30 protein-coding genes are annotated in these 25,624 nt (G+C 64.5%); 19 read left to right on the plus strand and 11 right to left on the minus strand.

Translation table 11 applies throughout. The features are described from left to right. Window positions 1-40 precede the first annotated feature (40 nt). The 4 genes from BLT66_RS14100 to BLT66_RS14115 form a co-directional block, all read right to left on the minus strand. Window positions 41-331: an H-NS histone family protein gene (locus tag BLT66_RS14100; RefSeq protein WP_092758335.1), complete on the minus strand. Its 291-nt coding sequence runs from the start codon at window positions 329-331 to the stop codon at window positions 41-43. Window positions 332-521: 190 nt separating this feature from the next. Beyond that, window positions 522-1,448, minus strand: coding sequence for an ROK family protein (locus BLT66_RS14105; protein WP_092758336.1), 927 nt, complete (start codon window positions 1,446-1,448; stop codon window positions 522-524). A 12-nt stretch (window positions 1,449-1,460) separates the two neighbouring features. Beyond that, a complete protein-coding gene (locus BLT66_RS14110) occupies window positions 1,461-1,655 on the minus strand; it encodes a DUF2905 domain-containing protein (protein WP_092758337.1) in 195 nt (64 codons plus the stop codon). Between the two features lie 242 nt (window positions 1,656-1,897). Next, window positions 1,898-2,962 carry a class I SAM-dependent methyltransferase gene (locus BLT66_RS14115; protein WP_255406904.1) on the minus strand — a complete coding sequence of 355 codons (1,065 nt, stop codon included), beginning with the start codon at window positions 2,960-2,962 and terminating at the stop codon, window positions 1,898-1,900. A gap of 71 nt (window positions 2,963-3,033) precedes the next feature. On the opposite strand from BLT66_RS14115, the gene BLT66_RS14120 reads away from it, so the two are divergent. The 9 genes from BLT66_RS14120 to BLT66_RS14160 all read left to right on the plus strand — a co-directional run bounded on the left by BLT66_RS14120 (window position 3,034) and on the right by BLT66_RS14160 (window position 10,063). Beyond that, complete coding sequence (locus BLT66_RS14120; protein ID WP_092758339.1) at window positions 3,034-3,837, plus strand: SDR family oxidoreductase; 804 nt, start codon at window positions 3,034-3,036, stop codon at window positions 3,835-3,837. Between the two features lie 9 nt (window positions 3,838-3,846). Next, window positions 3,847-4,218 (plus strand): dihydroneopterin aldolase, encoded by a 372-nt coding sequence (locus BLT66_RS14125; protein WP_092758340.1) that lies wholly within the window; start codon window positions 3,847-3,849, stop codon window positions 4,216-4,218. A gap of 111 nt (window positions 4,219-4,329) precedes the next feature. After that, window positions 4,330-5,097 carry a substrate-binding periplasmic protein gene (locus tag BLT66_RS14130; protein WP_092758341.1) on the plus strand — a complete coding sequence of 256 codons (768 nt, stop codon included), beginning with the start codon at window positions 4,330-4,332 and terminating at the stop codon, window positions 5,095-5,097. 48 nt (window positions 5,098-5,145) lie between these two features. Next, the gene (locus BLT66_RS14135) at window positions 5,146-6,543 is read left to right on the plus strand and encodes a GGDEF domain-containing protein (protein WP_218922611.1); all 1,398 of its coding nucleotides are present in this window, start codon (window positions 5,146-5,148) and stop codon (window positions 6,541-6,543) included. Continuing rightward, window positions 6,536-7,309 carry a substrate-binding periplasmic protein gene (locus BLT66_RS14140; RefSeq protein WP_092758342.1) on the plus strand — a complete coding sequence of 258 codons (774 nt, stop codon included), beginning with the start codon at window positions 6,536-6,538 and terminating at the stop codon, window positions 7,307-7,309. The genes BLT66_RS14135 and BLT66_RS14140 overlap by 8 nt, the downstream gene beginning before the upstream one ends. 71 nt (window positions 7,310-7,380) lie before the next feature. Continuing rightward, window positions 7,381-8,316, plus strand: a complete 936-nt coding sequence (ttcA, locus tag BLT66_RS14145; protein ID WP_092758343.1) for a tRNA 2-thiocytidine(32) synthetase TtcA — start codon at window positions 7,381-7,383, stop codon at window positions 8,314-8,316. Window positions 8,317-8,325: 9 nt separating this feature from the next. Beyond that, the gene (locus BLT66_RS14150) at window positions 8,326-8,922 is read left to right on the plus strand and encodes a DUF4136 domain-containing protein (RefSeq protein WP_092758344.1); all 597 of its coding nucleotides are present in this window, start codon (window positions 8,326-8,328) and stop codon (window positions 8,920-8,922) included. Between the two features lie 21 nt (window positions 8,923-8,943). Further along, window positions 8,944-9,588 carry a histidine phosphatase family protein gene (locus BLT66_RS14155; RefSeq protein WP_092758345.1) on the plus strand — a complete coding sequence of 215 codons (645 nt, stop codon included), beginning with the start codon at window positions 8,944-8,946 and terminating at the stop codon, window positions 9,586-9,588. Between the two features lie 10 nt (window positions 9,589-9,598). Further along, window positions 9,599-10,063 carry a hypothetical protein gene (locus BLT66_RS14160; RefSeq protein ID WP_143029223.1) on the plus strand — a complete coding sequence of 155 codons (465 nt, stop codon included), beginning with the start codon at window positions 9,599-9,601 and terminating at the stop codon, window positions 10,061-10,063. Between the two features lie 96 nt (window positions 10,064-10,159). Here the strand turns inward: BLT66_RS14160 and ruvB are convergent, their stop codons facing one another. After that, window positions 10,160-11,221: a Holliday junction branch migration DNA helicase RuvB gene (gene ruvB, locus BLT66_RS14165; RefSeq protein WP_092758347.1), complete on the minus strand. Its 1,062-nt coding sequence runs from the start codon at window positions 11,219-11,221 to the stop codon at window positions 10,160-10,162. Between the two features lie 115 nt (window positions 11,222-11,336). On the opposite strand from ruvB, the gene BLT66_RS14170 reads away from it, so the two are divergent. Continuing rightward, window positions 11,337-12,557: a carbonic anhydrase gene (locus tag BLT66_RS14170; protein ID WP_092758348.1), complete on the plus strand. Its 1,221-nt coding sequence runs from the start codon at window positions 11,337-11,339 to the stop codon at window positions 12,555-12,557. A 67-nt stretch (window positions 12,558-12,624) separates the two neighbouring features. Here BLT66_RS14170 and ruvA read toward each other — a convergent pair whose 3' ends face one another. Further along, the gene (gene ruvA / locus BLT66_RS14175) at window positions 12,625-13,197 is read right to left on the minus strand and encodes a Holliday junction branch migration protein RuvA (RefSeq protein ID WP_092758349.1); all 573 of its coding nucleotides are present in this window, start codon (window positions 13,195-13,197) and stop codon (window positions 12,625-12,627) included. 154 nt (window positions 13,198-13,351) lie between these two features. Here ruvA and BLT66_RS14180 point away from each other — a divergent pair, with 154 nt between their 5' ends. From BLT66_RS14180 to ybeY, 3 genes are read left to right on the plus strand one after another with little or no spacing between them, the layout of a single operon-like run. After that, window positions 13,352-13,888, plus strand: a complete 537-nt coding sequence (locus BLT66_RS14180) for a bactofilin family protein (RefSeq protein ID WP_092758350.1) — start codon at window positions 13,352-13,354, stop codon at window positions 13,886-13,888. A 55-nt stretch (window positions 13,889-13,943) separates the two neighbouring features. After that, a complete protein-coding gene (locus tag BLT66_RS14185) occupies window positions 13,944-14,900 on the plus strand; it encodes a PhoH family protein (protein ID WP_092758351.1) in 957 nt (318 codons plus the stop codon). Between the two features lie 56 nt (window positions 14,901-14,956). Continuing rightward, on the plus strand, window positions 14,957-15,412 hold the full coding sequence (gene ybeY, locus BLT66_RS14190) for an rRNA maturation RNase YbeY (RefSeq protein WP_092758352.1): 456 nt from the start codon (window positions 14,957-14,959) through the stop codon (window positions 15,410-15,412). On the opposite strand, the gene dtd is transcribed toward ybeY, so the two are convergent. Continuing rightward, the gene (gene dtd, locus BLT66_RS14195) at window positions 15,400-15,846 is read right to left on the minus strand and encodes a D-aminoacyl-tRNA deacylase (protein ID WP_092758353.1); all 447 of its coding nucleotides are present in this window, start codon (window positions 15,844-15,846) and stop codon (window positions 15,400-15,402) included. The two genes, ybeY and dtd, sit on opposite strands and share 13 nt — an antisense overlap. A 52-nt stretch (window positions 15,847-15,898) precedes the next feature. Here dtd and BLT66_RS14200 point away from each other — a divergent pair, with 52 nt between their 5' ends. The 4 genes from BLT66_RS14200 (at window position 15,899) to BLT66_RS14215 (ending at window position 19,274) form a co-directional block, all read left to right on the plus strand. Beyond that, on the plus strand, window positions 15,899-17,362 hold the full coding sequence (locus BLT66_RS14200; RefSeq protein WP_092758354.1) for a sensor histidine kinase: 1,464 nt from the start codon (window positions 15,899-15,901) through the stop codon (window positions 17,360-17,362). Then, a complete protein-coding gene (locus BLT66_RS14205) occupies window positions 17,359-17,985 on the plus strand; it encodes a response regulator transcription factor (protein WP_092758355.1) in 627 nt (208 codons plus the stop codon). Before BLT66_RS14200 ends, BLT66_RS14205 begins: the two co-directional genes overlap by 4 nt. A gap of 104 nt (window positions 17,986-18,089) precedes the next feature. Beyond that, window positions 18,090-18,581, plus strand: a complete 492-nt coding sequence (locus BLT66_RS14210; RefSeq protein ID WP_092758356.1) for a GlcG/HbpS family heme-binding protein — start codon at window positions 18,090-18,092, stop codon at window positions 18,579-18,581. Window positions 18,582-18,584: 3 nt separating this feature from the next. Further along, on the plus strand, window positions 18,585-19,274 hold the full coding sequence (locus tag BLT66_RS14215) for an ankyrin repeat domain-containing protein (RefSeq protein WP_092758357.1): 690 nt from the start codon (window positions 18,585-18,587) through the stop codon (window positions 19,272-19,274). Window positions 19,275-19,286: 12 nt separating this feature from the next. Here BLT66_RS14215 and tyrS read toward each other — a convergent pair whose 3' ends face one another. After that, window positions 19,287-20,543 carry a tyrosine--tRNA ligase gene (gene tyrS, locus BLT66_RS14220; RefSeq protein WP_092758358.1) on the minus strand — a complete coding sequence of 419 codons (1,257 nt, stop codon included), beginning with the start codon at window positions 20,541-20,543 and terminating at the stop codon, window positions 19,287-19,289. 239 nt (window positions 20,544-20,782) lie between these two features. On the opposite strand from tyrS, the gene BLT66_RS14225 reads away from it, so the two are divergent. Then, window positions 20,783-22,123: a M23 family metallopeptidase gene (locus tag BLT66_RS14225; protein ID WP_092758359.1), complete on the plus strand. Its 1,341-nt coding sequence runs from the start codon at window positions 20,783-20,785 to the stop codon at window positions 22,121-22,123. Window positions 22,124-22,127: 4 nt separating this feature from the next. Further along, window positions 22,128-23,231: an anhydro-N-acetylmuramic acid kinase gene (locus tag BLT66_RS14230; RefSeq protein ID WP_255406909.1), complete on the plus strand. Its 1,104-nt coding sequence runs from the start codon at window positions 22,128-22,130 to the stop codon at window positions 23,229-23,231. On the opposite strand, the gene mdtD is transcribed toward BLT66_RS14230, so the two are convergent. From mdtD to rpsI, 3 genes are all read right to left on the minus strand, one after another. Then, window positions 23,228-24,634: a multidrug transporter subunit MdtD gene (mdtD, locus tag BLT66_RS14235; RefSeq protein WP_092758361.1), complete on the minus strand. Its 1,407-nt coding sequence runs from the start codon at window positions 24,632-24,634 to the stop codon at window positions 23,228-23,230. The genes BLT66_RS14230 and mdtD overlap by 4 nt on opposite strands. Window positions 24,635-24,696: 62 nt before the next feature. Beyond that, window positions 24,697-25,062, minus strand: a complete 366-nt coding sequence (erpA, locus tag BLT66_RS14240) for an iron-sulfur cluster insertion protein ErpA (RefSeq protein ID WP_092758362.1) — start codon at window positions 25,060-25,062, stop codon at window positions 24,697-24,699. Between the two features lie 159 nt (window positions 25,063-25,221). Next, window positions 25,222-25,614 carry a 30S ribosomal protein S9 gene (gene rpsI, locus BLT66_RS14245; protein ID WP_092758363.1) on the minus strand — a complete coding sequence of 131 codons (393 nt, stop codon included), beginning with the start codon at window positions 25,612-25,614 and terminating at the stop codon, window positions 25,222-25,224. Between the last annotated feature and the right edge of the window lie 10 nt (window positions 25,615-25,624).

The raw sequence follows: 25,624 nt of genomic DNA on the forward strand, positions 1-25,624 counted from the left end.
CAACCGCCGCGGGTTGAATGCGGCAGCAGGAGAATATCGATCAGGCAATCAGGAATTGATCGCGCTCTTGGCCTTGGATCCATTTTGGCGGCTTGCCGCGACCGGTCCAGGTATCACCCGTAACTGGGTTACGGAATTTAGGCGCCACCTTGGCAACGCTCTTTACCTTGGCTTTACCACCGGTAGAAAAAATATCCTCAGCGGTCAAACCAAAATCTGCCACCAGCGTTTTTACCTTTTCAATCGCATCGGCATTTTCACGCTGACGGGCTTCAGAAATTTGCTGCTCGAGGAGTTCACGTTGCTGCAGAAGTTCTTTGTAGGATGACATTTTTTTGTTTCCGGATACGTCGAAAGTTAAAATCAGGCCCGATTATATGCTGCGAAAAAACCCTGCGCAGACTCTAGCCTATTAAAAATAGTTTTTCAATGTATTTATCCGGATGGGCTGTGCAATAAGCCCACTCCAATAGACGCCATATAAATCCCACTGCGGCGAATGGCGCCTGATTACCCCACTATCAGGCCAATGCCACAGCCGCGTAATCACCGACTTTGTCGGCCAATCCGGCGGGCACCAGCAAGGCACCTGCAGTTAATGCCGGCAGTTTGCCGTCAATATGCGATTGCAGGCGCGGCAACAGAAACTCGCGGTTGTGCCAGAACACGCTGCCACCCAGGCTGATACGCTGCAAATCCAATGTCACAACCAGGTTGTACAGGGCGCGGCCCAGCACGCGGCACAGGTCGTCGACCTTGGCCAGCGCAGCCGGATCGCCCGCACGCGCGGCCTGGAACAGCACGGCGGCGTCCTGGCCAAAGCGGCGGGCGATCGCATTGCCGGCCACCAGGCCTTCGACGTCGCCGATATTGCCGCAGCCGCAGAGCGCATCGTCGTTGTCCGAGACAAACATATGGCCGGCATGGCCGGCATTGCCGTTCTTGCCACGCAGCACATGGCCGTCCACGCACACACCCATGCCGATACCCGTGCTCCAGGTCACATAGGCGCAGTGGTCAAAACCGGCCAGCGCGCCCCAGTGGCGCTCGGCTTCGAGCGCAGCAACGCAGTCGTTTTCGATGCGCACGCGGGCGAAACGCGCGCCCAGCGGTGCCTCCAGCAGAGCCGTATCCCAGTCGTTCGGCAGGCCACGCGCCGGGCCGGCCATGCCGCCGCAGATATTCGGTGCGGCCAGCTCGATCAGGCCGTCGCGGATGATGAACGGGCCGCAGGACGACACGCCGGCGTTCTGCACCGTGGCCGGGTCCACGCCGATTTCGGCGCAGGCCTCGCCGACCATGCGGATGATCTGCACCGCCAGCGCATCGTTGGTGCCGGTTTTGGCCGTGGGTTCGGTGCGCCGCGCCTGCAGCACGGGCAGCGCCTCATTGCCAGTAGCCAGGCTGACGGCGACCTTGGTGCCGCCGATGTCGATACATGCTTTCATGGGATCAGTTCTTTAGAGGAGTTTGGAAACAAGGCTGGCCAGAAAGCTCAGCACCAGGGTGGTGGTCAACGGAATAAACCAGGGTCGGCCAAAGAGTCTGAAGCGCAAGTCGCCAGGCAGTCTGCCAAAGCCGAGCTTGTGCAACAACGGGGAAAACCAGTCAATCAATAACAGGGCCAGGAAAATAACCAGCAGCCAGCGGATCATCCTAGATTCCGTAGTTGGACACGTCCGAGTGTGCCGCTGGGGGCGTGGCTGGATAGGCGCGACAACGAAGCGGGCTCATGCCCGCCAGGCGGAGCAACGAAGCCAGACGCGGCGCCAGTGGTGCAATCGGATGTGTAGCGTGGTCCACCCAGAAGGTGTGCGACTAGAGGGTCACAAAATTCAATAGCCATACGGTGTTCCAAGTGATAACAAGCGGTCAACTGCGGAATCTAGGATCATGGCTACAGCGTATGGCTGCGGTCGCCGACAGCGAAGCCCAGGGGCTCCCACTCGGGGCCGGCGCCGAAGGCGGTGACTTTGAACAGCTCGCCCATCTCGTGTTCAGTGATCAATTTGAGCGCTTGCGCACGTTCTGCGTGCGTAGCACGCTCCATTTTTGAGAGCAAACCGCAGTTCATCAGAAAGCGCGCCTGGGTGGTGTAGCCCAGCACCGTCAGGCCCGCGTCCTGGCCGGCCAGCGCAATGCCGGTGAAGTTGACGTGGGCGGTAATGTCCTTCAGGCCCACATCGGCCAGCGGGTCGGGGTCGGAGCGGTGCGCGTAGTGGCACATCACCGTGCCGGTGTTGCGCTGCGGGTGGTAGTACTCGCCTTCGGGGAAGCCGTAGTCCAGGAAGAAGGCCGCGCCCTGGGTCAGGCGATCGGCCAGGGTGCGGATGAAGGACTCGGCCTGGGGGTGGATTTCGGTCAGGTAGTCGTGCGGGCCGTCGATCTCGACCGGCGGGCGCAGATCGGTGGGGAGGTCTTGCCAGACGAAGTCTTCGCCCTGCAGCGCCACGCCGCGCTCATGCCAGGCGCCGCTCTGGCGCACCAGCAGCTGCACCGGCATCGCATCCAGCACCTCGTTGCCGACCACCACCGCCTGCAGACGGGCGGGTAGCTCGGTCACCCATTCCACCTTGTCGGCAAAGCGCTGCAGCCGCAGCTGCTGGCGCGCGCGCAGGCTGCCCGACAGGTCAACGATGCAGTAGCGCTGCACCTGGTCGCCCAGGGCTTCCAGCAATTGCAGGGCCAGTGCGCCGGAGCCGGCGCCGAACTCCCACACCTCATTCGTCTGGGTGACCTGCAGCGCCTGCGCCACCTGCACGGCCAGGGCCTGGCCGAACAGCGCCGACATCTCGGGCGCGGTGACGAAGTCGCTGCCCTCGACCCGCTGGCCGTCTTGCAGCTGCGTGGGCATGGCGCCGAACTTGGGGCGGTCGTTGGCGTAGTAGCCCAGGCCGGGGTGGTACAGGGCCAGGGCCATAAAGCGGTCAAAGGCGATCCAGCCGCCGGCAGCGGTGATCACATGCCGAATCTCCGCCTGGAGCGCGCTCGTTAAACTGGGGGGTGTTTTTTCCACCCCTGGATTGTCTCTGAATGTTGCCTCCCTCTCCGCCCTCCCCGCAAGCTCGTACCGTGTTGGTAACTGGCGCAGCCAAACGGCTGGGGCGCGAAATCGCCCTGGCGCTGGCCCGCGGCGGCTGGCAAGTGGCCGTGCATTACCGCCATTCCGCGCAGGATGCTATTCAAACTGTAGCTGACTGCGCAGCTATTACCAGCGCCAGCGGCCTAAAACATGCTGCATTCCAGGCCGACCTGGCGGACGAGGCCGCGGTGCGCGCCCTGCTGCCCCAGGTGCTGGCGCAGTTCGGCACGGTCGATGCAGTGGTCAATAGTGCGTCCACCTTCGAGCACGACAGCGCCCAGAGCTTCGGCTTCAAGGCCATGGAGCAGCATCTGCGCAGCAATACCGGCGCGCCCATTCTGCTGGCGCAGGCGCTGCACCAGCATCTGCACACCCGCGGCACCCACAGCGGCGCGGTGGTGAACCTGCTGGACCAGAAGCTGTGGAACCTGAACCCCGACTTCTTCAGCTACACCCTGTCCAAGGCCGCGCTCGAAGTAGCCAACACCATGCTGGCCCAGGCCCTTGCGCCCTGGGTGCGGGTGGTGGGCGTAGCCCCCGGCCTGACCCTGAAGAGCCATATGCTGAGCGACGAACAGTTTGCCGCGCTGCACCAGATCTCGCCGCTGGGCCGCTCGTCCACCGCCGCCGATGTGGCGGCCACGGTGAAGTTTGCGCTGGAGAATGGGTCCATCACCGGCACCACCTTGCTGGTCGACGGCGGCCAGCACCTGATGCAATTCGAGCGCGATTTTTCCCTGATGGACCTTACCTAGAAGAACACCATGTCCCACACCTCCGGCAACCAAACCCTGCAACTCACCGGGCTGCGTTTCGACGCCAATCTGGGCATTCTGGAGTCCGAAAAAACCTCGCCCCAGCCCATCCTGGTGGACGCCGAGCTGAACCTGGGGCCGCAGCCACTGGAGCCCAGCGACGACGACATCAACCACGTGCTCGACTACCGCAAGGTGCGCCAGATCATCATCGACGACTGCACCGCCGAACACGTGAACCTGCTGGAAAGCCTGATCGGCAAGCTGGCCCAGCGCTTGATGCAACTGCCCGGCGTGCTGGGCGTGCGCGTGAAGATCGCCAAGCTGGAGATTTTTGACGACTGCGAAGTCGCCATAAGAGTCGAAACCGGCCAGTGGTAAGGCCCCAAATCTCGCCCCAAACACGGACGGTCAGCCCATAGAATAAACTGATCCAGCCTGCCCCCCCGGTTATGCGCAGGCCCGTTCATTCGCCACCGTGGAGATAGCTGCATGATCTTGTCCGGCTTTGCGACATCGGCCCGCCGCACCTTTGTGCTGCTGGGACTTTGCGCTTGCGCACTGCCCTCCTGGTCGGTGGAGACCATCAAGATACTGACCGAGGAATACCCGCCCTTCAATTACACCGACAAGGGCAAGATCACCGGGCTCGGCACCGAGGTGGTCCAGGCGGTATTGAAAGAGATCAATATAGAAGGCCAGTTCCAGTCGGTTCCCTGGGCCCGGGCGTATGAAACGGCGCAGAACAGCGACAGCGTGCTGATCTATTCCATGAACCGTTCCAAGGAACGCGAAAAGCTGTTCAAGTGGGTCGGCCAGATCACGCCGACCGACTTCTACCTGTTCTCGCTGAAAAGCCGCCACATCCAGCTGGCCGACCTGGAAAGCGCCAAGAGCCTGCAGATCGGCACGGTCAACCAAGACATCGGCGAGCAGTTCCTGGCCTCGCAGGGCTTCGCCCTGGGCCGCAACCTGCAGTCCAGCAGCAAATACGAATTGAACTACGAGAAGCTCAAGCTCGGCCGCGTCGACCTGTGGGTCATGAACGAGCTGGGCGCCTACTTCATGTCGCGCCAGGCCGGCGACGACCCGGCCCAGGTGCTGCACAAGTCACTGCGCATCCCCGAGCTCAGCGGCGGTGGCAACTACATGGCCTTTGGGCTCAAGACGCCCGACGCCTTGGTCGAACGCTTTCGCAAGGGTCTGGAGGCCATCAAGAAAAATGGCACCTACGACGCCCTGCAGAAAAAATGGCTTTGAGTGCAGCCCATCCCCGCCCCCGTCGGCCCCACCCCGCCTGTTGACGCAGTGACAGAAGCACCTTCTGTAAAGCCGCCGACATCGGTGTCCCTGGGCGGCCGCATTGTGCTGGCCACGCTGGGGTTTTGCCTGCTGTTCACCTTGGCAGTCGTGGGCTTGCGCACCTGGTCGGCCTGGCAAAACAGTGTGGCGGTGATGTCGGGCGAGCTGAAGCTGATCGCCCAAGTCTACGAGCGCACCCTGTCCAAATCCATCTGGGAGATGGACCGCGAATCCATGCAAACGCATATCGCCAGCGTGGTGAATGTGCCGTCAGTCGGCCAGGTGGTCGTGACCCTGCAGTCGGCCAACCGCGTGCCCGAGGTGTTCCGGCGCACCCGCGAAGGCTGGCAGATGTCCAACCTGGCGCCCACGCTGCAGACCCAGCTGGACTACGAGGTGTTTCCCGGCACCAAGGAGACCGTGGGCACGTTTGCCTTGTATGGCGATGAGCGGGTGCTGTGGACCCGGCTGCGCGCCGAGATTGCCAACATCGTGATCACCCAGGTCGCGCAGTCCCTGCTGCTGGCCGGGCTGATCATGCTGCTGTTCAGCCGCCTGGTCACCGTGCATGTGCGGCGCATCGCCCAGCACCTGGGCCAGCTGACGCCCAGCAATCTGCGCCAGCTGCTGACGCTGGACCGCCATCCGAACCGCCAGGACGAACTGTCACAGCTGGTCACCGGGGTCAACCAGCTGCAGAGCAATCTGTCTGATTACCTGGAGCGCCAGCAGCGCGATGAAAAAGAGCTGGTGGCCCACCGCGACCACCTGGCCGACCTGGTACGCGAACGCACTACCGAACTGGAAAACACCAATACCCGGCTGGAAGATGCGAACGCCTTGCTCGATGGCCTGGCGCGTACCGACCCGCTGACCGGCCTGGCCAACCGGCGGCATTTCGACGAGGTCAAGCAAATCGAGTTCCGCCGCGCGCTGCGTACCGGCCAGCCGCTGTCGCTGCTGGTCTGCGACATCGACTTCTTCAAGCGCTACAACGACCGCTATGGCCACGCCGCCGGCGACCAATGCCTGCGCGCCGTAGCCGAAGCCATGCAGACCAGCTGCGCCCGCGCCGGCGACCTGGTGGCCCGCATCGGCGGCGAAGAGTTCGCCATCCTGCTACCGGGTATCGACGCCGCCCATGGTGCGGAGCTGGCGTCCCATCTGTGCAAGGCCGTGGCTGCGCTGGCCATCCCCCACCAGGACTCCGAGGCCGCGGCCCACGTGACCATCAGCGTCGGCCTGGCCCAGCTCGACGCCACACAAGTGGAGCGCTTTGACACCTTGTTCGACCAGGCCGACAAAGCGCTCTACCAGGCCAAGAGCCAAGGCAGGAACCAGGTGGTGGTGCATAGCCCCGCGGCTATTGCCTTGCAGAGCAACACAGGAACAGACCATGGATAAAGCATTGCGGATGTGGCTGCTGTCGGCCACCCTGCTGGCGCCGCTGCTCAGCAGCGCGCAAACCGTGCGGGTGGTTACCGAAACCACGCCCTATGTCTATATGCAGGGCGACAAGATCGCCGGCCCGGCCACCGAGATCCTGCAAAAAACCCTGCAGCTGGCCAACATCAAGGACTACAGCCTGACCATGTACCCCTGGGCACGGGCCTACGACATGGCCTTGAAAGAGCCGAATGTACTGATCTATCTGATCGCCCGCACCCCCGAGCGCGATCCGCAGTTCCAGTGGGTTGGCGAACTGCTGCAGGTGCGCTACCACCTGTACAAGCTGAAAGACCGCAGCGATATCAGCGCAACCAACCTGGACGCCGCGCGCAACTACGTGGTCGGCGTGATGCGCGACGACCTGCGCCACCAGTTCCTGCAACGCCAGGGCTTTACGCGGCTAGTGGTCTCCGCTCAAAGCACCGAAAACTTCGCCCAGCTGGTGAACCGCAAGGTCGACATGGTGCCGCTCAGCGAATCCGGCGCGCTGGCCCAGTGCCAGACCACCCACTTCGACTGCGCGGGGCTGGAAAAGGTGCTGAGCCTGGACGAAATGACCACTGGCGTCTACATGGCATACAGCAAATTCACCTCGGCGGAACTGGTGGCGCGCACCCAGGCCGCGTTCGAGCAATTGCGCGCCAACGGCACGGTACGCCGCGCCATGGAGCCTAAAACGCCCATGGCAAAGTCCACGGCCAGCACCAGCAAATCGCAGTGATATAGCCGGGTTCGACCCGGTTGGCAGCGCAGCGCGGGATAATCGGGGTTTTTAGAACCGATTGCACCCCTATGAGCGCCGTATGGACCACCGACGAGGCCGAAGCCCCAACGCCTAGCAGCCCCGCCGCCCCTGACTTCAAGATCGAGCGGGAAACCCACAAGTTGGAGAAGCGCCTGTGCCGCGAAATGGGCAAGGCCATCGTCGACTACAACATGGTCGAAGAAGGCGACAAAGTCATGGTCTGCGTCAGTGGCGGCAAGGACAGCTACGCCATGCTGGACATCCTGCTGAAGCTGAAAGCCCGTGCGCCCATCCACTTCGACATCATCGCGGTGAACCTCGACCAGAAGCAGCCCGGCTTTCCCGAGCATGTGCTGCCCACCTACCTGACAGCGCTGGGCGTGCCCTTCCACATCGAGAACCAGGACACCTACAGCATCGTCAAGCGCGTGATCCCCGAGGGCAAGACCACCTGCGGCCTGTGCAGCCGGCTGCGCCGCGGCATTCTGTACCGCGTGGCCGACGAGCTGGGCGCCACCAAGATCGCCCTGGGCCACCACCGCGACGACATGCTGCAGACCTTCTTTTTGAACATGTTCTTCGGCGGCAAGCTCAAGGGCATGCCGCCCAAGCTGGTCAGCGACGACGGCAAACACATCGTGATCCGCCCGCTGGCCTATGTGACTGAAAAAGACCTGGTGCGCTGGGCCACCCACAAGCAGTTCCCCATCATCCCCTGCACCCTGTGCGGCAGCCAGGAAAACCTGCAGCGCAAGCAGATCTCGCAGATGCTGCAGGAATGGGAAAAGAAGTTTCCCGGCCGCGTCGAGAGCATGTTCAGTGCGCTGCAGAACGTCGTGCCCTCGCACCTGATGGACCGCAGCCGCTACGACTTCGAAGGCCTGCAGACCACCGGCGTACCCAGTGAAGACGGTGACCAGGCCTTCGATGCTCCGAGCTTCCCACCAGCCGGTCTACCCGGCCTGCAAGTCGTCCGCCTTTAAGGAGCTCCCATGCTGATCTGGCGCACCCTCCTCCTCGCAGCCGCCGTGCTGCTGACCGGTTGCGCCAACCTCTGGCGTGTGGACAGCGAAGTGCAGAGCTTCGCCTCCTGGAGCAGCCCGCCCGGCCCGCTGCCGTTCCGCTTCGAACGCCTGCCTTCGCAGCAGACCGAGGCCCAGAACGCGCTGGAGCAACTGGCGCTGCCGGCGCTGAACCAGGCCGGTTTTGTGCTGGACACTGCGCGCCCGGCCTACAGCCTGCTGATCACCACCCAGGCGCAAGAAACCACCTACCGCGACGACCCGTTCATGTGGGGCGGTGGCTACTACTCGCCGTGGATCGGTGGTGGGATTGGTGCCGGCCGGGGTTGGGGCATGGGCTTCTCGGCCCCGCTGTGGCGGGCACCACCGCGCAACTTCCAGCGCCAGCTGAGTCTGGTGCTGCGCGAGCTGTCCACCGGCCAGGTGGTCTACGAGACCCGCGCCGGTTTTGACAGCCGCTCGCCGATCGGCACCGACGTGGTGCCCGCGCTGGTGGCTGCCGCCCTGCAAGGCTTTCCGCACCCGCCCGCCGGCCCGCGCAACGTCACCATCGAACTGCCGCACTAACCTACCTGCCACTCTGGAGCCCTGATGGACCCCACCCGCATCATCGCCATCCGCCATGGCGAAACCGCCTGGAACGTTGACACCCGCATCCAGGGCCAACTGGATATTCCGCTCAATGCCACTGGCCGCTGGCAAGCCCAGCAGTTAGGCCTGGCGCTGGCCGGCGAACCCATCACCGCTGTCTACGCCAGCGACCTGTGGCGCGCCTACGAGACCGCGCTGGCGGTGGCCGGCGCCGTGGGGCTGGAGATCGACACCGACGAGGGCTTGCGCGAACGCGGTTTCGGCGTGTTCCAGGGCCATACCTTTGCCGAGATCGAAGCCAGTCTGCCGGACCAGGCGCTGCGCTGGCGCAAGCGCGACCCGGAATTCGCCCCCGAAGGCGGCGAGTGCCTGAACGATTTCCGCGACCGGGTGCTCGGCTGCGTGCAAGACCTGGCGGCAAAACACCCGGGCGAGCTGATCGCCATCGTGGCCCACGGCGGCGTGATGGACGTGCTGTACCGCGCAGCGGTCGGCCTGGGCCTGCAAGACCCGCGCAGCTGGGAGCTGGGCAACGCGGCCATCAACCGCCTGCTGTGGACGCCGCAAGGCTTCAACTTAGTGGGCTGGGCCGATACCCAGCATCTGGAAACCGATAACGCACTGGACGAAACCAGCGCCTGAGGAACAGACCATGCTCCATTACTTGATGCACGCAAGCGAATACCCGTGGCAGGAGCAATTGCTGTACGCTGGTCTCTTCGTTGCAGCTCTTGTGTTGCTGTTTGTGTTTTTTTGGTGGCGCAAGCGTGCTACGCGGCCCCGCCAGGGCGACTTTGCGGCACTGGTACAGCGCAACTCCATCGCCGAAGCCTTGGTGGAGCAACAACAACAAAGCCCGCTGGCCGACGCGGCCGATGCCTGGCAGCAAACGCAAACCGCGCTGGGCACCGTCAAAACCGGCGTGGAACGTGCACTGGCACTGGTCTGGCTGCTGCTGTCGGGTCTGCTGTGCGCCATCAGCACCTTGTTTGTGCTCATAGGCCTGGCGAAATTTCCGGCGCTGAACTGGGGCCTGCAGGGGTTCTACCTGGCACTGGCCGCGGTATGTGCCTGGTTTGCGCGGGCGCAATGGCGCGACCTGCGTGGCGTGAAGTAGGCCGACAGCCCTGCCACGCTTATAGCCCAATCAGCCGTTTGCGCAGGCACCACCTGCGCAGGCAGCTATTAATTAAATAGCAAAGCTAAATTCCCCTCACTCCGCAGTAAACAGCCCACCCTCAGTCTGTGGCGGTGTCACGCCCAGATGCCGGTAGGCGGCCAGGGTGGCGATGCGGCCGCGGTTGGTGCGCTGCAAGAAGCCCTGCTGTATCAGGTAGGGTTCGATCACATCCTCGATCGTGTCGCGCTCTTCGCCGATGCTGGCGGCGATGTTGTCCAGCCCCACCGGGCCGCCGTCAAAGCGGTGGATCACCGCCTCCAGCAGCTTGCGGTCCATCAGGTCGAAGCCTTGCGGGTCCACGTCCAGCATGGACAAGGCGCGGTTCGCAATGTCCAGGGTGATGGTGCCCGTGCCTTTGACATCCGCATAGTCGCGCACCCGGCGCAGCAGGCGGTTGGCGATGCGCGGCGTGCCCCGGGAGCGGCGGGCGATCTCGTAGCCGCCTTCGGCGTCCATAGGCGCATTCAACAAGCCGGCGCTGCGCTTGACGATGCGGGCCAGCTCGTCCGGCGTGTAGAACTCCAGCCGCGCGACGATGCCGAAGCGGTCGCGCAGCGGGTTGGTCAGCATGCCGGCGCGGGTGGTAGCACCGACCAGGGTGAAGGGCTGCAAATCGAGCTTGATGCTGCGCGCCGCCGGGCCTTCGCCGATCATGATGTCGATCTGGTAGTCCTCCAGCGCGGGGTACAAAATTTCTTCGACCACCGGGCTCAGGCGGTGGATTTCATCAATAAAGAGGACGTCGTTCTTTTCCAGATTGGTCAGCAACGCGGCCAGGTCCTTGGGTTTTTCAAGCACCGGGCCGCTGGTCTGGCGCAGGTTCACGCCGAGTTCGTGGGCAATGATGTGGCTCAGCGTGGTCTTGCCCAGGCCGGGTGGGCCGAACAGCAGCACATGGTCCAGGGCCTCGCCGCGCTTGGTGGCCGCGCCTATGAAGATCTCTAGCTGCTCACGCGCCTTGGTCTGGCCCACGTAGTCATCAAACAGCTTGGGGCGCAGCGCGCGTTCAATCGCCTCTTCCTGCGGCGAGGACGGGGCGGCGGAGACTACGCGCTTGGGCGGCGGCGCAGCAAAATCATCAGTCTGGATGGACACGGCAGTCAGAGGGCAGAGGGTGGGCTGGTCACTATAGCGTGTCACTGGGCTGAAACACGCGAACGCTTATGGCTATAGTCGATGCAACACATTCTCCGAAGCCAGGACCTCTTCCATGATGCACCGCCCCGCCCCAGTGCGCGCTGTCCCCTCCACTCCCTCTACTCCCACCTCCCCTTGGCGCACTGTGCGCGGCAGCGCGATAGGCTGGCTGCTGTGCTCGGGGCTGCTGGCCAGCGCCTGGGCCGCCGATGCACCGGCCGAGAAACCCAAGCCCATAGGCAAGATCACCCTGCCCGCCAAGCCCGAGCCGCAAGATCCGGGCAGCAAGGAATCCATCGCCCAGCAGGTGCGCGACGCCGCCGACAAGGTCAATGCCGCGCCGCCGCCGGCCAAGAAGGGCAAGGCCGCCAAAAGCAAGCCGGCCGAGGTGCCCAAGATGGTCCTGACCATCGAGGCCGAACCCAAGAAGGCCGGTGCCCGCGGCGCCCCCGTGCCGCCGCCGGACGTGGCTGCGGCCTATAAGAAAGCCCATGGCGGCCTGGTGAACCCGGTGGACAGCCGGGCCGCCACGCGCGCAGCCGCCCTGGCCGCCGCCGGGCGCGAGCCCAGCGCCGCCCCCCACGGCAACAGCGGCAGCAACATCGGTGGTGAAGCCCGCTGGGGCTACGAGGGCAGCAACGGCCCACAGGCCTGGGCCAAGCTGAGCCCCGAATTCAATCTCTGCGCCCAGGGCACGCGCCAGTCGCCCATCGCCATCGACCAGCTGAACACCTTGCAAGGCCCGGCCGAGCCGCTGCAGATCCGCTACCAGCCGAGCAGCGCCATGGTGTTGAACAACGGCCGCACCATCCAGGTCGATGTGGCGGGCGAGAACACGCTGACGGTGCGCAGCGCCACCTACAAGCTGCACCAGATCGTGTTCCACCACCCGAGCGAAGAGCGCGTAAACGGCAAGACCTTCGCCATGGTGGCCCACCTGGTGCACCGTGACCCCGATGGCCAGGTGGCGGTGATTGCGGTGCTGCTCGACCCCGGCCAGGCGAATGCGCTGATCAACAAGGTCTGGACCTATATGCCGCTGGACAGCGGCGACCGGGTGCGCATGCCCGCCGGCCTGCTGGACCTGAACGAGCTGCTGCCGCAAGACATGCGCTACTACCAGTTCATGGGGTCCTTGACCACGCCGCCCTGCTCCGAAGGCGTGCTGTGGATGGTGCTGAAGCAGCCGGTGCAGATCAGCCCCGAGCAGCTGCGGCTGTTCAGCCAGCTGTTTCCGTACAACGCACGGCCGGTGCAGCCACTGAACGGCCGCGTGGTCCGTGACGCACAGTAAATAGGCTGCCAGCGCATAGTCCACCTGCGCGGGCAGCTATCAAAAGCATAACAAGCCGGTTGAGCGCTTACTTCGCCAAAGCCTTCAGCGCCAGCTTGATGCCTTCGCTCACGCCCACACCAGCCGGCAAGGCCTTCAGCGCCAGCGCGGCTTCCTTGTCGCTATAGCCCAGGGCCACCAGGGCTTGCAGGATGTCGGCCTGGGCGTCGCTGGTGGCGCCGGTGCGTACGCCGATGTCGGAACCCAGCTTGCCCTTCAGCTCCAGCAGCAGGCGCTCGGCGGTTTTGGGGCCGATGCCGGGCACCTTCTTGAGCCGCCCCACCTCTTGCAAGGTGATGGCCTGGGCCAGATCGTCCACGCCCATGCCCGACAGCACACTCAAGGCGGTGCGCGGCCCCACGCCGCTGATCTTGATCAGCTGGCGGAACGCGTCGCGCTCACCCGGCGTGGCAAAGCCGTAGAGGATTTGCGCGTCTTCGCGCACCACGAAATGGGTCAGCAGGCTGACCGACTCGCCCAGCGCCGGCAGGTTGTAGAAGGTGCTCATAGGCACATCCACCTCGTAGCCCACGCCGTGGCAGTCGATCAGCACCTGGGGCGGGTTCTTGGCGGCCAGCAGGCCTTGGAGTCGTCCGATCATGGGGTTCCCGTGTTGAAAACGTGATTGTCCACGACGGGGGCGATCCGCCATTTTGTTACAAACCTTGCATCCTGCGGGGCGATGTAACCGGCTTAGGCCCCTACCATCAACGGCTTCTGAGACGTATGTCGTGTCTCTTCAAGGAGGAATCCCCATGGCTTTGCAAGCCCCGTTTTTTGGCAAGCGTGAACCCGAAACCTTTGGCTTGCGCCAGAACCTGACGAATACCCCCCCTCCCCTGGCCCGGACTCCCCCCATGAACACCAACCCCGTCGAATCGCCCGCTATGACCGCCTCCCCTGTGGCTGCAGCCGAAGCCCCCGTCAAAACCACCGGCAGCACCCTGACCGTCGGGCCCAACATCAAGCTCAAAGGCGTGGAAATCACCGACTGCGACACCCTGGTGGTCGAAGGCACGGTCGAAGCCACGATGGACTCGCGCCTGATGCAGATCACCTCGGCCGGCGCATTCAAAGGCTCAGCCGACATCGACATCGCCGAAATCCACGGCGCCTTCGACGGCGAGCTGACGGTGCGCGACAAGCTGGTGATCTACGCCACGGGCAAGGTGACCGGCAAGGTGCGCTACGGCAAGCTGGTGATCGAAGAAGGCGGCCAACTGTCGGGCGAAATCGCGTTCGGCACCAACAAAACCGCACCCACCAAGGCCCCGCTGCAAGCCATCGTCTGACGGACTGCAAGGCTACCCGCAACAGCGTTGCGGGTAGCAGGCGACAATACACACCATGATTGTTCGCCACACCTTCTCGCCCCCCAACAACACCCGGCTCGACCACCTCTGCGGCCCCATGGACGCGCATCTGCGCACCATCGAAGACGCGCTGCAGATCAAGATCGCCCACCGGCACGAACAGTTCAAGATCGACGGCCCCAAGGCCACCGCCCAGCAGGCGCTGGAGCTGCTGCAGGCCTTGTACGAACAGGCCGGCCGCCCGATCAAGCCCGACACCGTGCAGCTGATGCTGGCCAGCGATGCCGACCTGGGCGCCGACGGCCACAGCCTGCAAACCCGCCGCACCGACCTGCGCGCCCGCACGCCGAACCAGACCACCTACCTGGACAACATCGCCCAGCACGACATCACCTTCGGCATCGGCCCGGCCGGCACCGGCAAGACCTATCTGGCCGTGGCCTGTGCAGTGGACGCGCTGGAGCGTAGCGCCGTGCAGCGCATCGTGCTGACCCGCCCGGCGGTGGAAGCCGGCGAACGCCTGGGCTTTCTGCCCGGCGACCTGAACCAGAAGATCGACCCGTATCTGCGCCCCTTGTACGACGCGCTGTACGAGCTGATGGGGCCGGAGAAAGTGCAAAAAGCCTTCGAGCGCAATGCGCTGGAAGTGGCGCCGCTGGCCTTCATGCGCGGCCGCACGCTGAACAACGCCTTCGTCATCCTGGACGAAGCGCAGAACACCACGCCCGAGCAGATGAAGATGTTTCTGACCCGCATCGGCTTCGGTTCCAAGGCCGTGGTGACTGGCGACGTCAGCCAGATTGATCTGCCCAAAACCCAGCTCAGCGGCCTGATCGACGCCGAGCAGGTACTGCGCCGCACCAAGGGCATCGCCATCTGCCGCTTCACCAGCGCCGACGTGGTGCGGCACCCGCTGGTGGCGCGCATCGTCGACGCCTACGACACCCGCGGCAAGTCCGACATACCCGTGCGCAGCCGCAAGGCCGCCTGACACTACAAAAACCATAGCTGCCTGCGCAGATAGATCCTGCGCCAGAGGCCTAAAACATGCTTAACAACCTGCAACTCTCGCTGCAATTCGGCAAGCTTGCGGATGCAGCCACGCACCGCGCCGCCCTACCGCGCCACAGCGTAGCCCGCTGGATTCGCCATGCCTTGGCCGTGGACGCCGAAATCACCGTGCGCATCGTGGATGCCGAAGAAGGCCAGGCCCTGAACCGCGCGTATCGCAAGAAGGACTACGCGACCAATGTGCTGACCTTCGACTACACCCAGGAGCCGGTGATCACGGCCGACCTGGTGCTCTGCGCGCCAGTCGTGGCCCGCGAAGCCGCCGAGAACGGCAAGTCGCTGCAAGACCACTACGCCCACTTGCTGGTCCACGGCACCCTGCACGCCCAGGGCTGGGACCACGAAACCAGCGCCGCCGATGCCGACGATATGGAAGCCTACGAGACCGAAATCCTGGCCGAACTGGGCATTGCCGATCCCTACGCGGGCTGAATCTGAAGCGGAATCGTCACCGGTCCGTCGTTCACCAAGTGCACCTGCATGTCGGCCGCAAACCGCCCGGTCTGCACCGGCTGGTGCACCAGCCGGGCCTGGGCCACAAAGTAGTCGTAGAGCCGGCGCCCGTCCTCGGGTAGCGCCGCGCTGGTAAAGCTGGGCCGGTTCCCGCCCGAGGCATCGGCCGCCAGCGTGAACTGGCTGACCACCAGCAAACCGCCGGCCACGTCCTGCAAGCTCAGGTTCATCTTGCCGGCCGCGTCGCTGAAGATGCGCAGCTTCAAAATCTTGGCCAGCAGCTTGTCGGCCTGGGCCTCGGCATCACCACGCTCGGCGCACAGCAGCACAAGCAGGCCTGGGCCAATCTCCCCCACCAGCTCGGCGCCGACCACGACACGGGCTTCGCGCACTCTTTGCAAAACGGCTTTCATCCAGACTCCTCAGAAGACCGGGATTGTCACCCGGCGAGGCACAATGGGTTCCATGTGGAAAGCCGTACAGCGCCGTGGTTGGTGGCTCCTGGCGTGGTGCCTGCTCACCGCGCTGGGCAGCCTGGCGTTGGCGCGGCTGGAGCTGGCGCAGCTGCGCGATGCGTTTGAAACCGATGCCCGCATCGCCCACCGCCTGCTGAGCCAGCGCGCGGTACAGCACGACGCCGTGCTGGCCATGCTGGCCCTGGTGCAGCCGGCCAGCGCCGCCGGCCTGTCGGCCGCGCCCGAGCAGCGCCTGGCCTCGGTCTACCCGCAAATTCTGGGGGTGCAGCACCGCGCCCCCAATGCCAGCTGGCCGGACGCCGCGCTGGCCGCAGCCGAGGAGCGCTCGCGCCGCAGCCACCAGGTGGTGTTGGCCAGCGCCCACCTGGCCCAAGGCCACTTCCAGCTGCTGCTGGCCGCCGACCCGAACAGCTATGCGCTGCGCATAGACGCGCGCAGCATGGTGCCCTGGAGCGAATGGCCGATGGTGGCCGATAGCAGCCCGGTGCGCCTGATGCTGGAGCAGGCGGGCCAGGAGTTCGTGGTGCAGCCAGGCCGCATCGGCGACGGCGGCTGGCGCTTTGAATTCCACAAGCACCTGGCCACCGACAGCCAGCCCTTCGACGTTGCCGCGCTGCGCCAGGTGGGCTGGAATGAACTGCCCTGGACATGGATGCTGGCCTGGGCTGTGGCCATGGCCGCCCTGCTGCTGGCCGTACGGGCGCTGCAGCGCCAGCGTAACCAACGCCGCCGCGCCGAAGAGCTGCTGCGCCTGGGCCAGGTGGCCCGGCTCAACACCCTGGGCGAGCTGGCCGCCGGCATGGCCCACGAGCTGAACCAGCCGCTGACCGCCATGCTGGCCAATACCCAAGCCGCCAGCCGCCTGCTAGACGAAGACCCGCCCGAACTGAGCACCGCGCGCAGCGCCATGGCGCAGGCGGTGGAGCAGGCCCGGCGCGCCAGCAGCGTGGTCGGCCGGCTGCGCCGCGCGGTGGAGCGGCCCGACCTGGCCGGCCCCCTGCAGCCGGTGAACCTGCAGGACGCGGTACACGACGCCCTCTACCTGCTGGAGCCCGAATGCACGCGCCGCGAAGTGCGCCCCAGCGTACTCAGCAGCCTGCCGAACATCAGCGTGCTGGCCGAGCCGGTGGCGCTAGAGCAGATCGTGCACAACCTGCTGATGAATGCTCTGCAGGCGCTGGAGCAGCTGCCACCGGCCGAGCGCCAGCTGACGCTGAGCATCACCGCCGACCCGCAACACGGCCGGTTGACGGTGCAGGACAGCGGCCCCGGCATTCCGCCCGAAGTGCTGCCGCGCATCTTCGAGCCGTTTTTCTCCACCCGCCACGGCGGCCTGGGCCTGGGCCTGAACCTCTGCGAAAGCCTGGCCAGCGGCATGGGCGGAACGCTGGAGGCCAGCAATGTGGCCCCGCACGGGGCCGCGCTGCGCCTGTCCTTACCCTTGGCGCCATGACCACCACCTTGTCCCCGCTGATCCATTTGATCGACGACGACGCCGCCGTGCGCGACAGCCTGGCGCTGCTGATCAGCACCGTCGGGCTGCGGGTGCAGACCTGGGCCGACCCGCAGGCGTTCCTGGCCGAATTCGACCGCCAAGGCATAGGCGCCATCGTGCTGGATGTGCGCATGCCCGGCATCAGCGGCCTGGCCATGCTGGACACCCTGGTGGCCCAAGGCGTGGACCAGCCGGTGATCATGCTGACCGGCCACGGCACGGTCGCCATGTGCCGGCGCGCGTTCAAGGCCGGCGCCGCCGAGTTTCTGGAAAAACCGGTCAACGACGAAGCCCTGCTCGAAGCCCTGCAGAACGCAGTGCGCCAGCATGTGCAGTCCCGCACCCGCCACCAGGCCGACCGGCAGGCGCGCGAGCGCTACGCCCAGCTGTCGGAGCGCGAGCGCGAGGTGCTGGGCTTGATCGTCGCCGGCCTGACCAACAAGGAGATTGGCCGGGCCCTGGAGGTGTCGCCGCGTACCGTGGAAACCCACCGCGCCAATCTGTTCGCCAAGCTGGAGGCCGAGTCGCTGGCGCAGCTGATCCGCAGCTACGCGGCGCTGGCCGAGGAACAGGCTCCGTAGTTCTACGGAGGGCCGGGCGTAGCCGTACGCATGGGCAAATCGTGCCTTAATTTTTACAGTTCTCCCACGGTTGATCGAACCGCTACCGCCCCTCGGAGAACACCATGACCCTCAGCTTCAAAACTGCTTTCATCGCCCTGTCCTGCATCGCCGGCGCCGCACAGGCCCAGGCCGTACGCACAGAACACAACATCTCGCTGGACCTGGCCAACCAGATCGCCGCTGCCAGCGTCTCGGCCTGCGCCGCCAATGGCTACGCGGTCAGCGCCACCGTGGTGGACCGCGCGGGTGGGGTACGCGCCGTACAGCGCGCCGACAACGCCGGCCCGCACACCCTAGCCGCCAGCCAGCAAAAAGCCTATACCTCGGCCTCAGCGAAGAACAGCACCTTGGCGATGATGGAAGGCGCACAGAAGAACCCGGCAGCCGCCAACCTGGTCTACATCCCGGGCTATCTGCTGCTGGGCGGTGGCGTGCCGATCAAGCTGGGGAATGAAGTCATCGGCGCTGTCGGTGTCGGCGGCGCGCCCGGTGGCCACCTGGACGAGCAATGCGCGCTGGCCGCGCTGGACAAGATCAAGGACCAGCTGAAGTAAGCCATGCGTAGCTACCGCCTCTCCCTGACGCTGGTCGCCGCCTGCCTGCTGGCCAGCCCCGGCTGGAGCCAGGTACCGCCCAGCGCCGTACAGATCAGCCGCTATACCGGCCTGCATGCGGCGGCGCAGCGTGGCGACATGGTCCAACTGCAACAGCTGCTGGCGCAGAAGGCCGAGCTGAACAGCCGCGATCCACAGGGTCGCACCCCGCTGCACGTTGCCACCTTTGCCCGGCAGACGCAGGCCATCCGTCTGCTGGCGGGCGCGGGCGCCGATCTGGGTTTGCTAGAAAACGACCGCTACGACGCCGTCACCATCGCCGCGGTGGCCGACGACGAAGCTACGCTGGCCACGCTGTTGACCCTGGGCGCCAGCGCCAAGCTGACCACCAGCCGCTACGACGGCACGGCGCTGATAGCAGCCGCGCACCTGGGCCATGACGGCGTGGTGCGACAGCTGATTGCCGCCGGTGCACCGCTGGACCATGTGAACAATCTGCACTGGACCGCGCTGATCGAGTCCATCGTGCTCGGCGATGGCGGGCCACGCCACCAGCGGACTCTGGCCGCACTGGTGCAGGCCGGGGCCAATCTGCAGCTCAGCGACCGCGCGGGCAATACGCCGCTGCAGCTGGCGCGCGCCCGGGGCTACCGCGAGATGGTGGTCTTGCTGGAGCAGGCGGGCGCCAAGTAGCGCCGTAAGAACTTATTGCAGGGTAACGCGGGCAAATTTACGCTTGCCAACCTGCACCACATAGGTACCGGCACCCAGCTTCAAGCCCTTGTCGCTGACCACGCTGGAGTCGACGCGCACGCCGCCGCCGTCGATCAGGCGATTGCCTTCGCCGCTGCTGGCGGCCAGGCCGGCCATCTTCAGCAGCGCACCGATGCCGACCGCGGCACCACCCTCGCCCAGCAGCAGGTTCAGCACAGGGATCTCGTCCGGCACGCCGCCCTTGCTGCGGTTGTTGAAATCCTGTTCGGCGGCATCGGCCGCGGCCGCACTGTGGAAACGCGCGGTGATTTCTTTCGCCAGCGCCACCTTGGCGTCTTTCGGGTTCCGGCCAGTGTCCACCTCGGCCTTGAGCGCGGCGATTTCAGCCTCGGTCTTGAACGACAGCAAGGTGTACCAACGCCACATCAGCACGTCGGAAATGCTCAACACCTTGGCGAACATGGTGTTCGGCTCTTCGCTGATGCCGATGTAGTTGTTCTTCGACTTGGACATCTTCTCCACGCCGTCCAGGCCTTCGAGCAGCGGCATGGTCAGAATGCACTGCGGCTCCTGGCCGTACTCGGCCTGCAGGTGGCGGCCCATCAGCAGGTTGAACTTCTGGTCGGTGCCGCCGAGTTCCAGATCGCTCTTCAAGGCCACGGAGTCGTAGCCCTGCATCAGCGGATACAGGAACTCGTGCACCGCGATCGACTGACCTCCATGGAAGCGGTCATGGAAGTCGTTGCGCTCCATCATGCGCGCCACGGTATAGCGAGAAGCCAGTTGGATCATGCCGCGCGCACCCAGCGGGTCGCTCCATTCGCTGTTGTAGCGGATCTCGGTCTTGCTCGGGTCCAGCACCAGGCTGGCCTGCTTGTAATAGGTTTCGGCGTTGACCTTGATCTGCTCGGCGGTCAACGGCGGGCGCGTGCTGTTGCGGCCCGAGGGGTCGCCGATCATGCTGGTGAAGTCGCCGATCAGGAAGATCACCGTATGGCCCAGGTCCTGCAGCTGGCGCATTTTGTTCAGCACCACGGTGTGGCCGATGTGGATGTCGGGCGCCGTCGGGTCCAGGCCCAGCTTGATGCGCAGCGGCACGCCGGTGGCTTCGGAACGGGCCAGCTTCTTCAGCCAGTCTTCCTGCGGAATCAGCTCGTCGCAGCCGCGCAGCGACACCGCCAAGGCCTCCCGCACACGGTCTGTTACAGGAAATGAGCCACCAGGCTCGGCATGTACTGCTTGATTCATAAGGGTTTTTCAGGGCTTTTTCAGTTGTGGCGCACGGGGCACGCCGCTATACTCGCTGCTTTGCTGTCTGCCCTGATTTTAGTGGTGCGTTGCCTGATAGGCCGCCCAAAGACTGAACTTCCAGGGCTCTTCTCTACTCAGCAGTCCACCTTCGCGACTTTCGCAGTGCCCGCGAGGCAGGCCACAGGCCTAGCCCCAGGGGGTAGCGCAAGTCCTAATTTTTGTTGGGAATCCCTCTTTTGAACCACGGTCTCACCACCGTCAGCGATAGGCTTTTGTCCGTACTACAACGCCACCCCAAGCGCATCACCGCGCTGGTGGCCGCTGTATTGCTGGGCGGCGGCGGCGGCGCATATGCTGTTGCCTCCCTGGCCCCGGACCCCGCTGACCTGCCCATCCGCCAAATCACCGAATCCGTCCAACCCCTGTCGCTGCAAGAGCAAGCGAACAGCCTGGACACCCACAGCTTCAACCTGTTCCGCACCGAAACCACCCGCTCCAGCGATACCGCCAAGTCCTTGCTGCAGCGTCTGGGCATTGACGACGCCGACGCCGCAGCCTTCCTGCGCAGCGATGCCCTGGCCAGCAAGGCGGTACTGGGCCGTGCAGGCCGCACGGTGCACGCCGAAGCCAGCGACAACCACGCCCTGCAACGCCTGAGCGTGCGCTGGAACCCCGGCAACGCCGGCGTGTTTGAGCGCCTGGTGATTGAGAAAACTCCGCAGGGCTTCCGCTCGCGCATCGAAGAAGCCGCGCTGCAAAACACCAGTCGGCTGGCTGGTGGCACCATCCGCAGCTCGCTGTTTGCCGCTACCGACGAGGCCGGCATCCCCGACCCGGTAGCCACCCAGATCGCTGAAATCTTCTCCGGCGACATCGATTTCCACCGTGCACTGCGCAAGGGCGACCATTTTTCGGTAGTCTATGAAACCGCCGAGGCCGATGGCCAGGTGCTGCGCAGCGGCCGTGTGCTGAGCGCCGAGTTCACCAGCAATGGCAAGACCTACCAAGCCATGTGGTTTGCCGAGCCGGGTCAAAAAGGCGGCTATTACACGCTGGACGGCCAAAGCCTGCGCCGATCGTTCTTGGCCTCGCCGGTCGAGTTTTCGCGCATCACCAGCGGTTTCAGCATGCGCATGCACCCGATTCTGCAAAAGTGGCGCGCGCATCTGGGCGTGGACTACGCAGCCAGCACCGGCACCTCCGTGCGCACCGTGGGCGATGGCGTGGTGGAGTTTGCCGGCGTGCAAAACGGCTACGGCAACGTAATCATCGTCAAGCACCGCAATCAGAACGAAACCGTCTACGCGCATCTGAGCCGCATCGATGTGCGGCCCGGCCAAAGCGTCAGCCAGGGCGACCATATCGGCGCCGTTGGTTCCACCGGCTGGGCGACCGGACCGCATCTGCACTTTGAATTCCGCGTCAACGGCGTGCACCAAGACCCGCTGACCGTGGCGCGCCAGAATGACAGCCAGCCGGTGTCGACCGCCGCAAAGCCGGCATTCAACCAGTTGGCTTCGATCATGCGTCTGCAGCTGTCTGCAGCCACATCGATCCAGCAAGCCAGCGCCGATTAAACCCGTGCGCGAACTCACCATCGGCCTGATGTCCGGCACCTCGCTGGATGGGGTGGATGGTGTGCTGGTAGCTTTCTCCGATGGCGCGCTGCAGGTGCTGCAGTACGCCACCCAAACCTTCCCCCCGGAAACCAAGGCCGAGCTGCTGGCGCTAAACAGCCCTGGCAGCAACGAGCTGCACCGGGCCGCGCTGGCCGCCAATGCCCTGGTCGGCGTCTATGCCGACGTGGTGCAACAACTGCTGGAACGCAGCGGCTGCAGCGCCGCCGACATCCAGGCCATCGGTGCGCACGGCCAGACGGTGCGGCACCGACCGCAGGAGTTCGACGGCATCGGCTACACCCTGCAGCTCAACAACCCGGCCCTGCTGGCCGAACGCACCGGCATCACCGTGGTGGCGGACTTCCGCAGCCGCGATGTGGCGGCCGGCGGCCAGGGGGCACCCCTGGTGCCCGCCTTCCACAGCCAGGTTTTTGGCCGAACGGACGAAGCTGTTGCGGTGCTGAACATTGGCGGCATCTCCAACCTGAGCCTGCTGGGCGCACACATCCTGGGCTTCGACTGCGGCCCCGGCAATGCGCTGATGGACTACTGGTGCCAGCAGCACACCGGCCAGGCCTATGACGCCGACGGCGCCTGGGCCGCCAGCGGCACTGTGCAGCCCGCGCTGCTGGTCGCGCTGCTGGCCGAACCCTATCTCAGCAAAGCCCCGCCCAAAAGCACAGGACGCGACCTGTTCAACCCGGCCTGGCTGGCCGCCAAGCTGCAAGACTTCGCCGCACTGGCCCCGGTCGACGTGCAAGCCACATTGACCGAATTGACCGCTAGCGCAATTGCTACCTGCATGGGCAGCTACGAAAAAAATAGCAAACTACTGATCGTCTGCGGTGGCGGTGCGCTGAACGGTTATTTGATGCAGCGCCTGCAGGCCGCCTTGCCTGCGGTACAGGTGCAATCTTCGGCAGCGCACGGCCTGCCGCCGTTGCAGGTCGAGGCTGCTGCCTTCGCCTGGCTGGCCCGCCAGGCGCTGCTGCTGCAGCCGGGCAACCTAGCCAGCGTGACCGGCGCCCGGGGCAGCCGGGTGCTAGGGGCGATCTACCCGGCCTAGTGGTTGTCGGCGGGGTCGGCGCCGACACCGCGGGCGTCAGGCGACAGCTGCCAGAAAATCCAGGCCGATGCCAGCGTCATCAAGCCCATGGTCGCAAACGTAGCGTGGAAGGCTTGCAAGGTCTGCGCAGCACCGGCAGGTGTGAAGTAGCCCGTATAGCCCGCCAGCACCGCACCCGCAGCCGCCACACCCATACTCATGGCCAGCATCTGCACCATGGACAGCAGGCTATTGCCGCTGCTGGCCAGCGGGCCATCCAGGTCCTTGAGCGTGACAGTGTTCATGGCCGTGAACTGCATCGAATTGACCGCGCCAAAGAACGCCAGTTGCACCAGGCGCAGCCACAGCGGCTGGCCGGGCGCCACCAAAGCAAAGCTGGCCATCGTCAGCCCCACCAGCGCGGTGTTCAGCACCAGCACCTTGCGGTAACCCAGCCAGGTGATGAGGCGGGTGGCCAAGGTCTTGGTGACCATGCCGGCCAGCGCCACCGGCAGCATCATCATGCCGGCCTGCGAAGGCGAATAACCCATGCTGACCTGCAGCAGCAAGGGAATCAGAAACGGCATACAGCTGCTGCCGATGCGGGCAAACAGATTGCCGAGCAAGCCTATGGTCAGCGAGGGAATGTCGAACAGCCGGGGCGAGAATAAAGGCTCGGGCTGGCGCGTCGCATGCAGCCAGTAGGCCACCAGGCTGGCCAAGCCGAACACCAGCAGCACCAGCACCGTAGCCTGGCGCAAGCCCAGCTCCGACAAGCCGTCCAGCGATAAGGACAAGGCCACCATGCCGAAGGACAGCATCAGGTAGCCGCTGAGGTCAAACCGCCGCGCCGCACCACGCACGCCCTCGGGCATCAGCGCCAGCGTGGCCACACAGCCTGCCAGCCCTACCGGCAGGTTGATCAGAAAGATCCAGTGCCAGGTGGCGTACTCCACCAGCCAACCGCCCAGCGTGGGGCCGATCAGAGGGCCAATCAGCCCGGGCAAGGCCACAAAACTCATGGCCTTGAGGAACTGCTCGCGTGGGAATGCCCGCAGCACGGCTAGGCGCCCCACCGGCAACAACAAGGCCCCGCCGACGCCTTGCAGCACCCGGGAGATCACCAGTTGGGTCAGACTGTGCGAAATGGCGCAGAACAGCGAACCCAGCGAAAACAAGGCAATCGCCGCCACGAACAGCCGGCGCGTCCCAAAGCGGTCGGCCATCCAGCCCGAAGCCGGAATCAGCATGGCCATGGTCAGCGAATAGGCCACCACCACCGACTGCATGCGCAGCGGGCTCTCGCCCAGGCTGGCCGCCATGGCCGGCAAGGCGGTGTTGACGATGGTGGCATCCAGCGTCTGCATGAAGAAGCCTATGGCGACCAGCCAGAGCAGGCGTTGGTTGGATTTGTCGTCTTGCATGGGCAGGTTTCGGGCAAGAAAAAGCCGCCCTCAGGCGGCCATGTTTTAGAAGCGCAGCAAGCTCAGGCAGAGAAGCTGGAGCCGCAGCCACAGGTGCTGGTGGCGTTGGGGTTCTTGATGACGAACTGTGCGCCCTGCAGATCTTCTTTGTAGTCGATCTCGGCGCCCAGCAGGTACTGGTAACTCATCGCATCGATCAGCAAGGACACGCCATTCTTGGTCATGGTGGTGTCGTCTTCGTTGGTGATCTCGTCGAAGGTGAAGCCGTACTGGAAGCCTGAGCAGCCGCCACCTTGCACAAACACCCGCAGCTTGAGATCCGGATTACCTTCTTCCGCGATCAAGTCGGCCACCTTGGCAGCAGCGCTGTCGGTGAAGACGATGGGGGTCGGCATTTCGGTCTGGATGTTTTCGGCAAGGGCGCTCATGTGGGGTACTCCGTAAGAATCTAGGTGATGCTACTGCAATTCCCGACTTAAGTTGCGGGGCAAACAATTTGCCGGTATCGGCAGTGCGGTCTTTTCAAAAACAAAAACCGCCAAAACCCGAAGGCCTGGCGGTTTTTGCGGACACAAGGGTCGCGAGGCTTAACGCTTCGAGAACTGCTTGCGGCGACGAGCAGAATGCAAGCCGACCTTCTTACGTTCGACTTCGCGCGCATCACGCGTCACGAAACCGGCTTTGCTCAGCTCAGCCTTGAGCGTTGCATCGTAGTCGATCAGGGCGCGGGTAATGCCGTGGCGGGTTGCGCCAGCCTGGCCGGACTCGCCACCACCGTGCACGTTCACCATCACGTCGAAAGTCTCGGCGTGGTTGGTCAACACCAGGGGTTGCTTGCAAATCATGATCGAGGTAGCACGACCGAAGAATTCGGTGATGTCTTTACCGTTGACCTTGATCTGGCCGGAGCCTTTTTTCAGAAACACACGAGCGACGCTGGATTTGCGACGACCGGTGCCATTGTTCCAATCACCAATCATTTAGAGCTCC

Origin of the sequence: Rhodoferax sp. OV413, assembly GCF_900104385.1 — a bacterium.
Taxonomy (GTDB): Bacteria; Pseudomonadota; Gammaproteobacteria; order Burkholderiales; family Burkholderiaceae_C; genus Rhodoferax_B.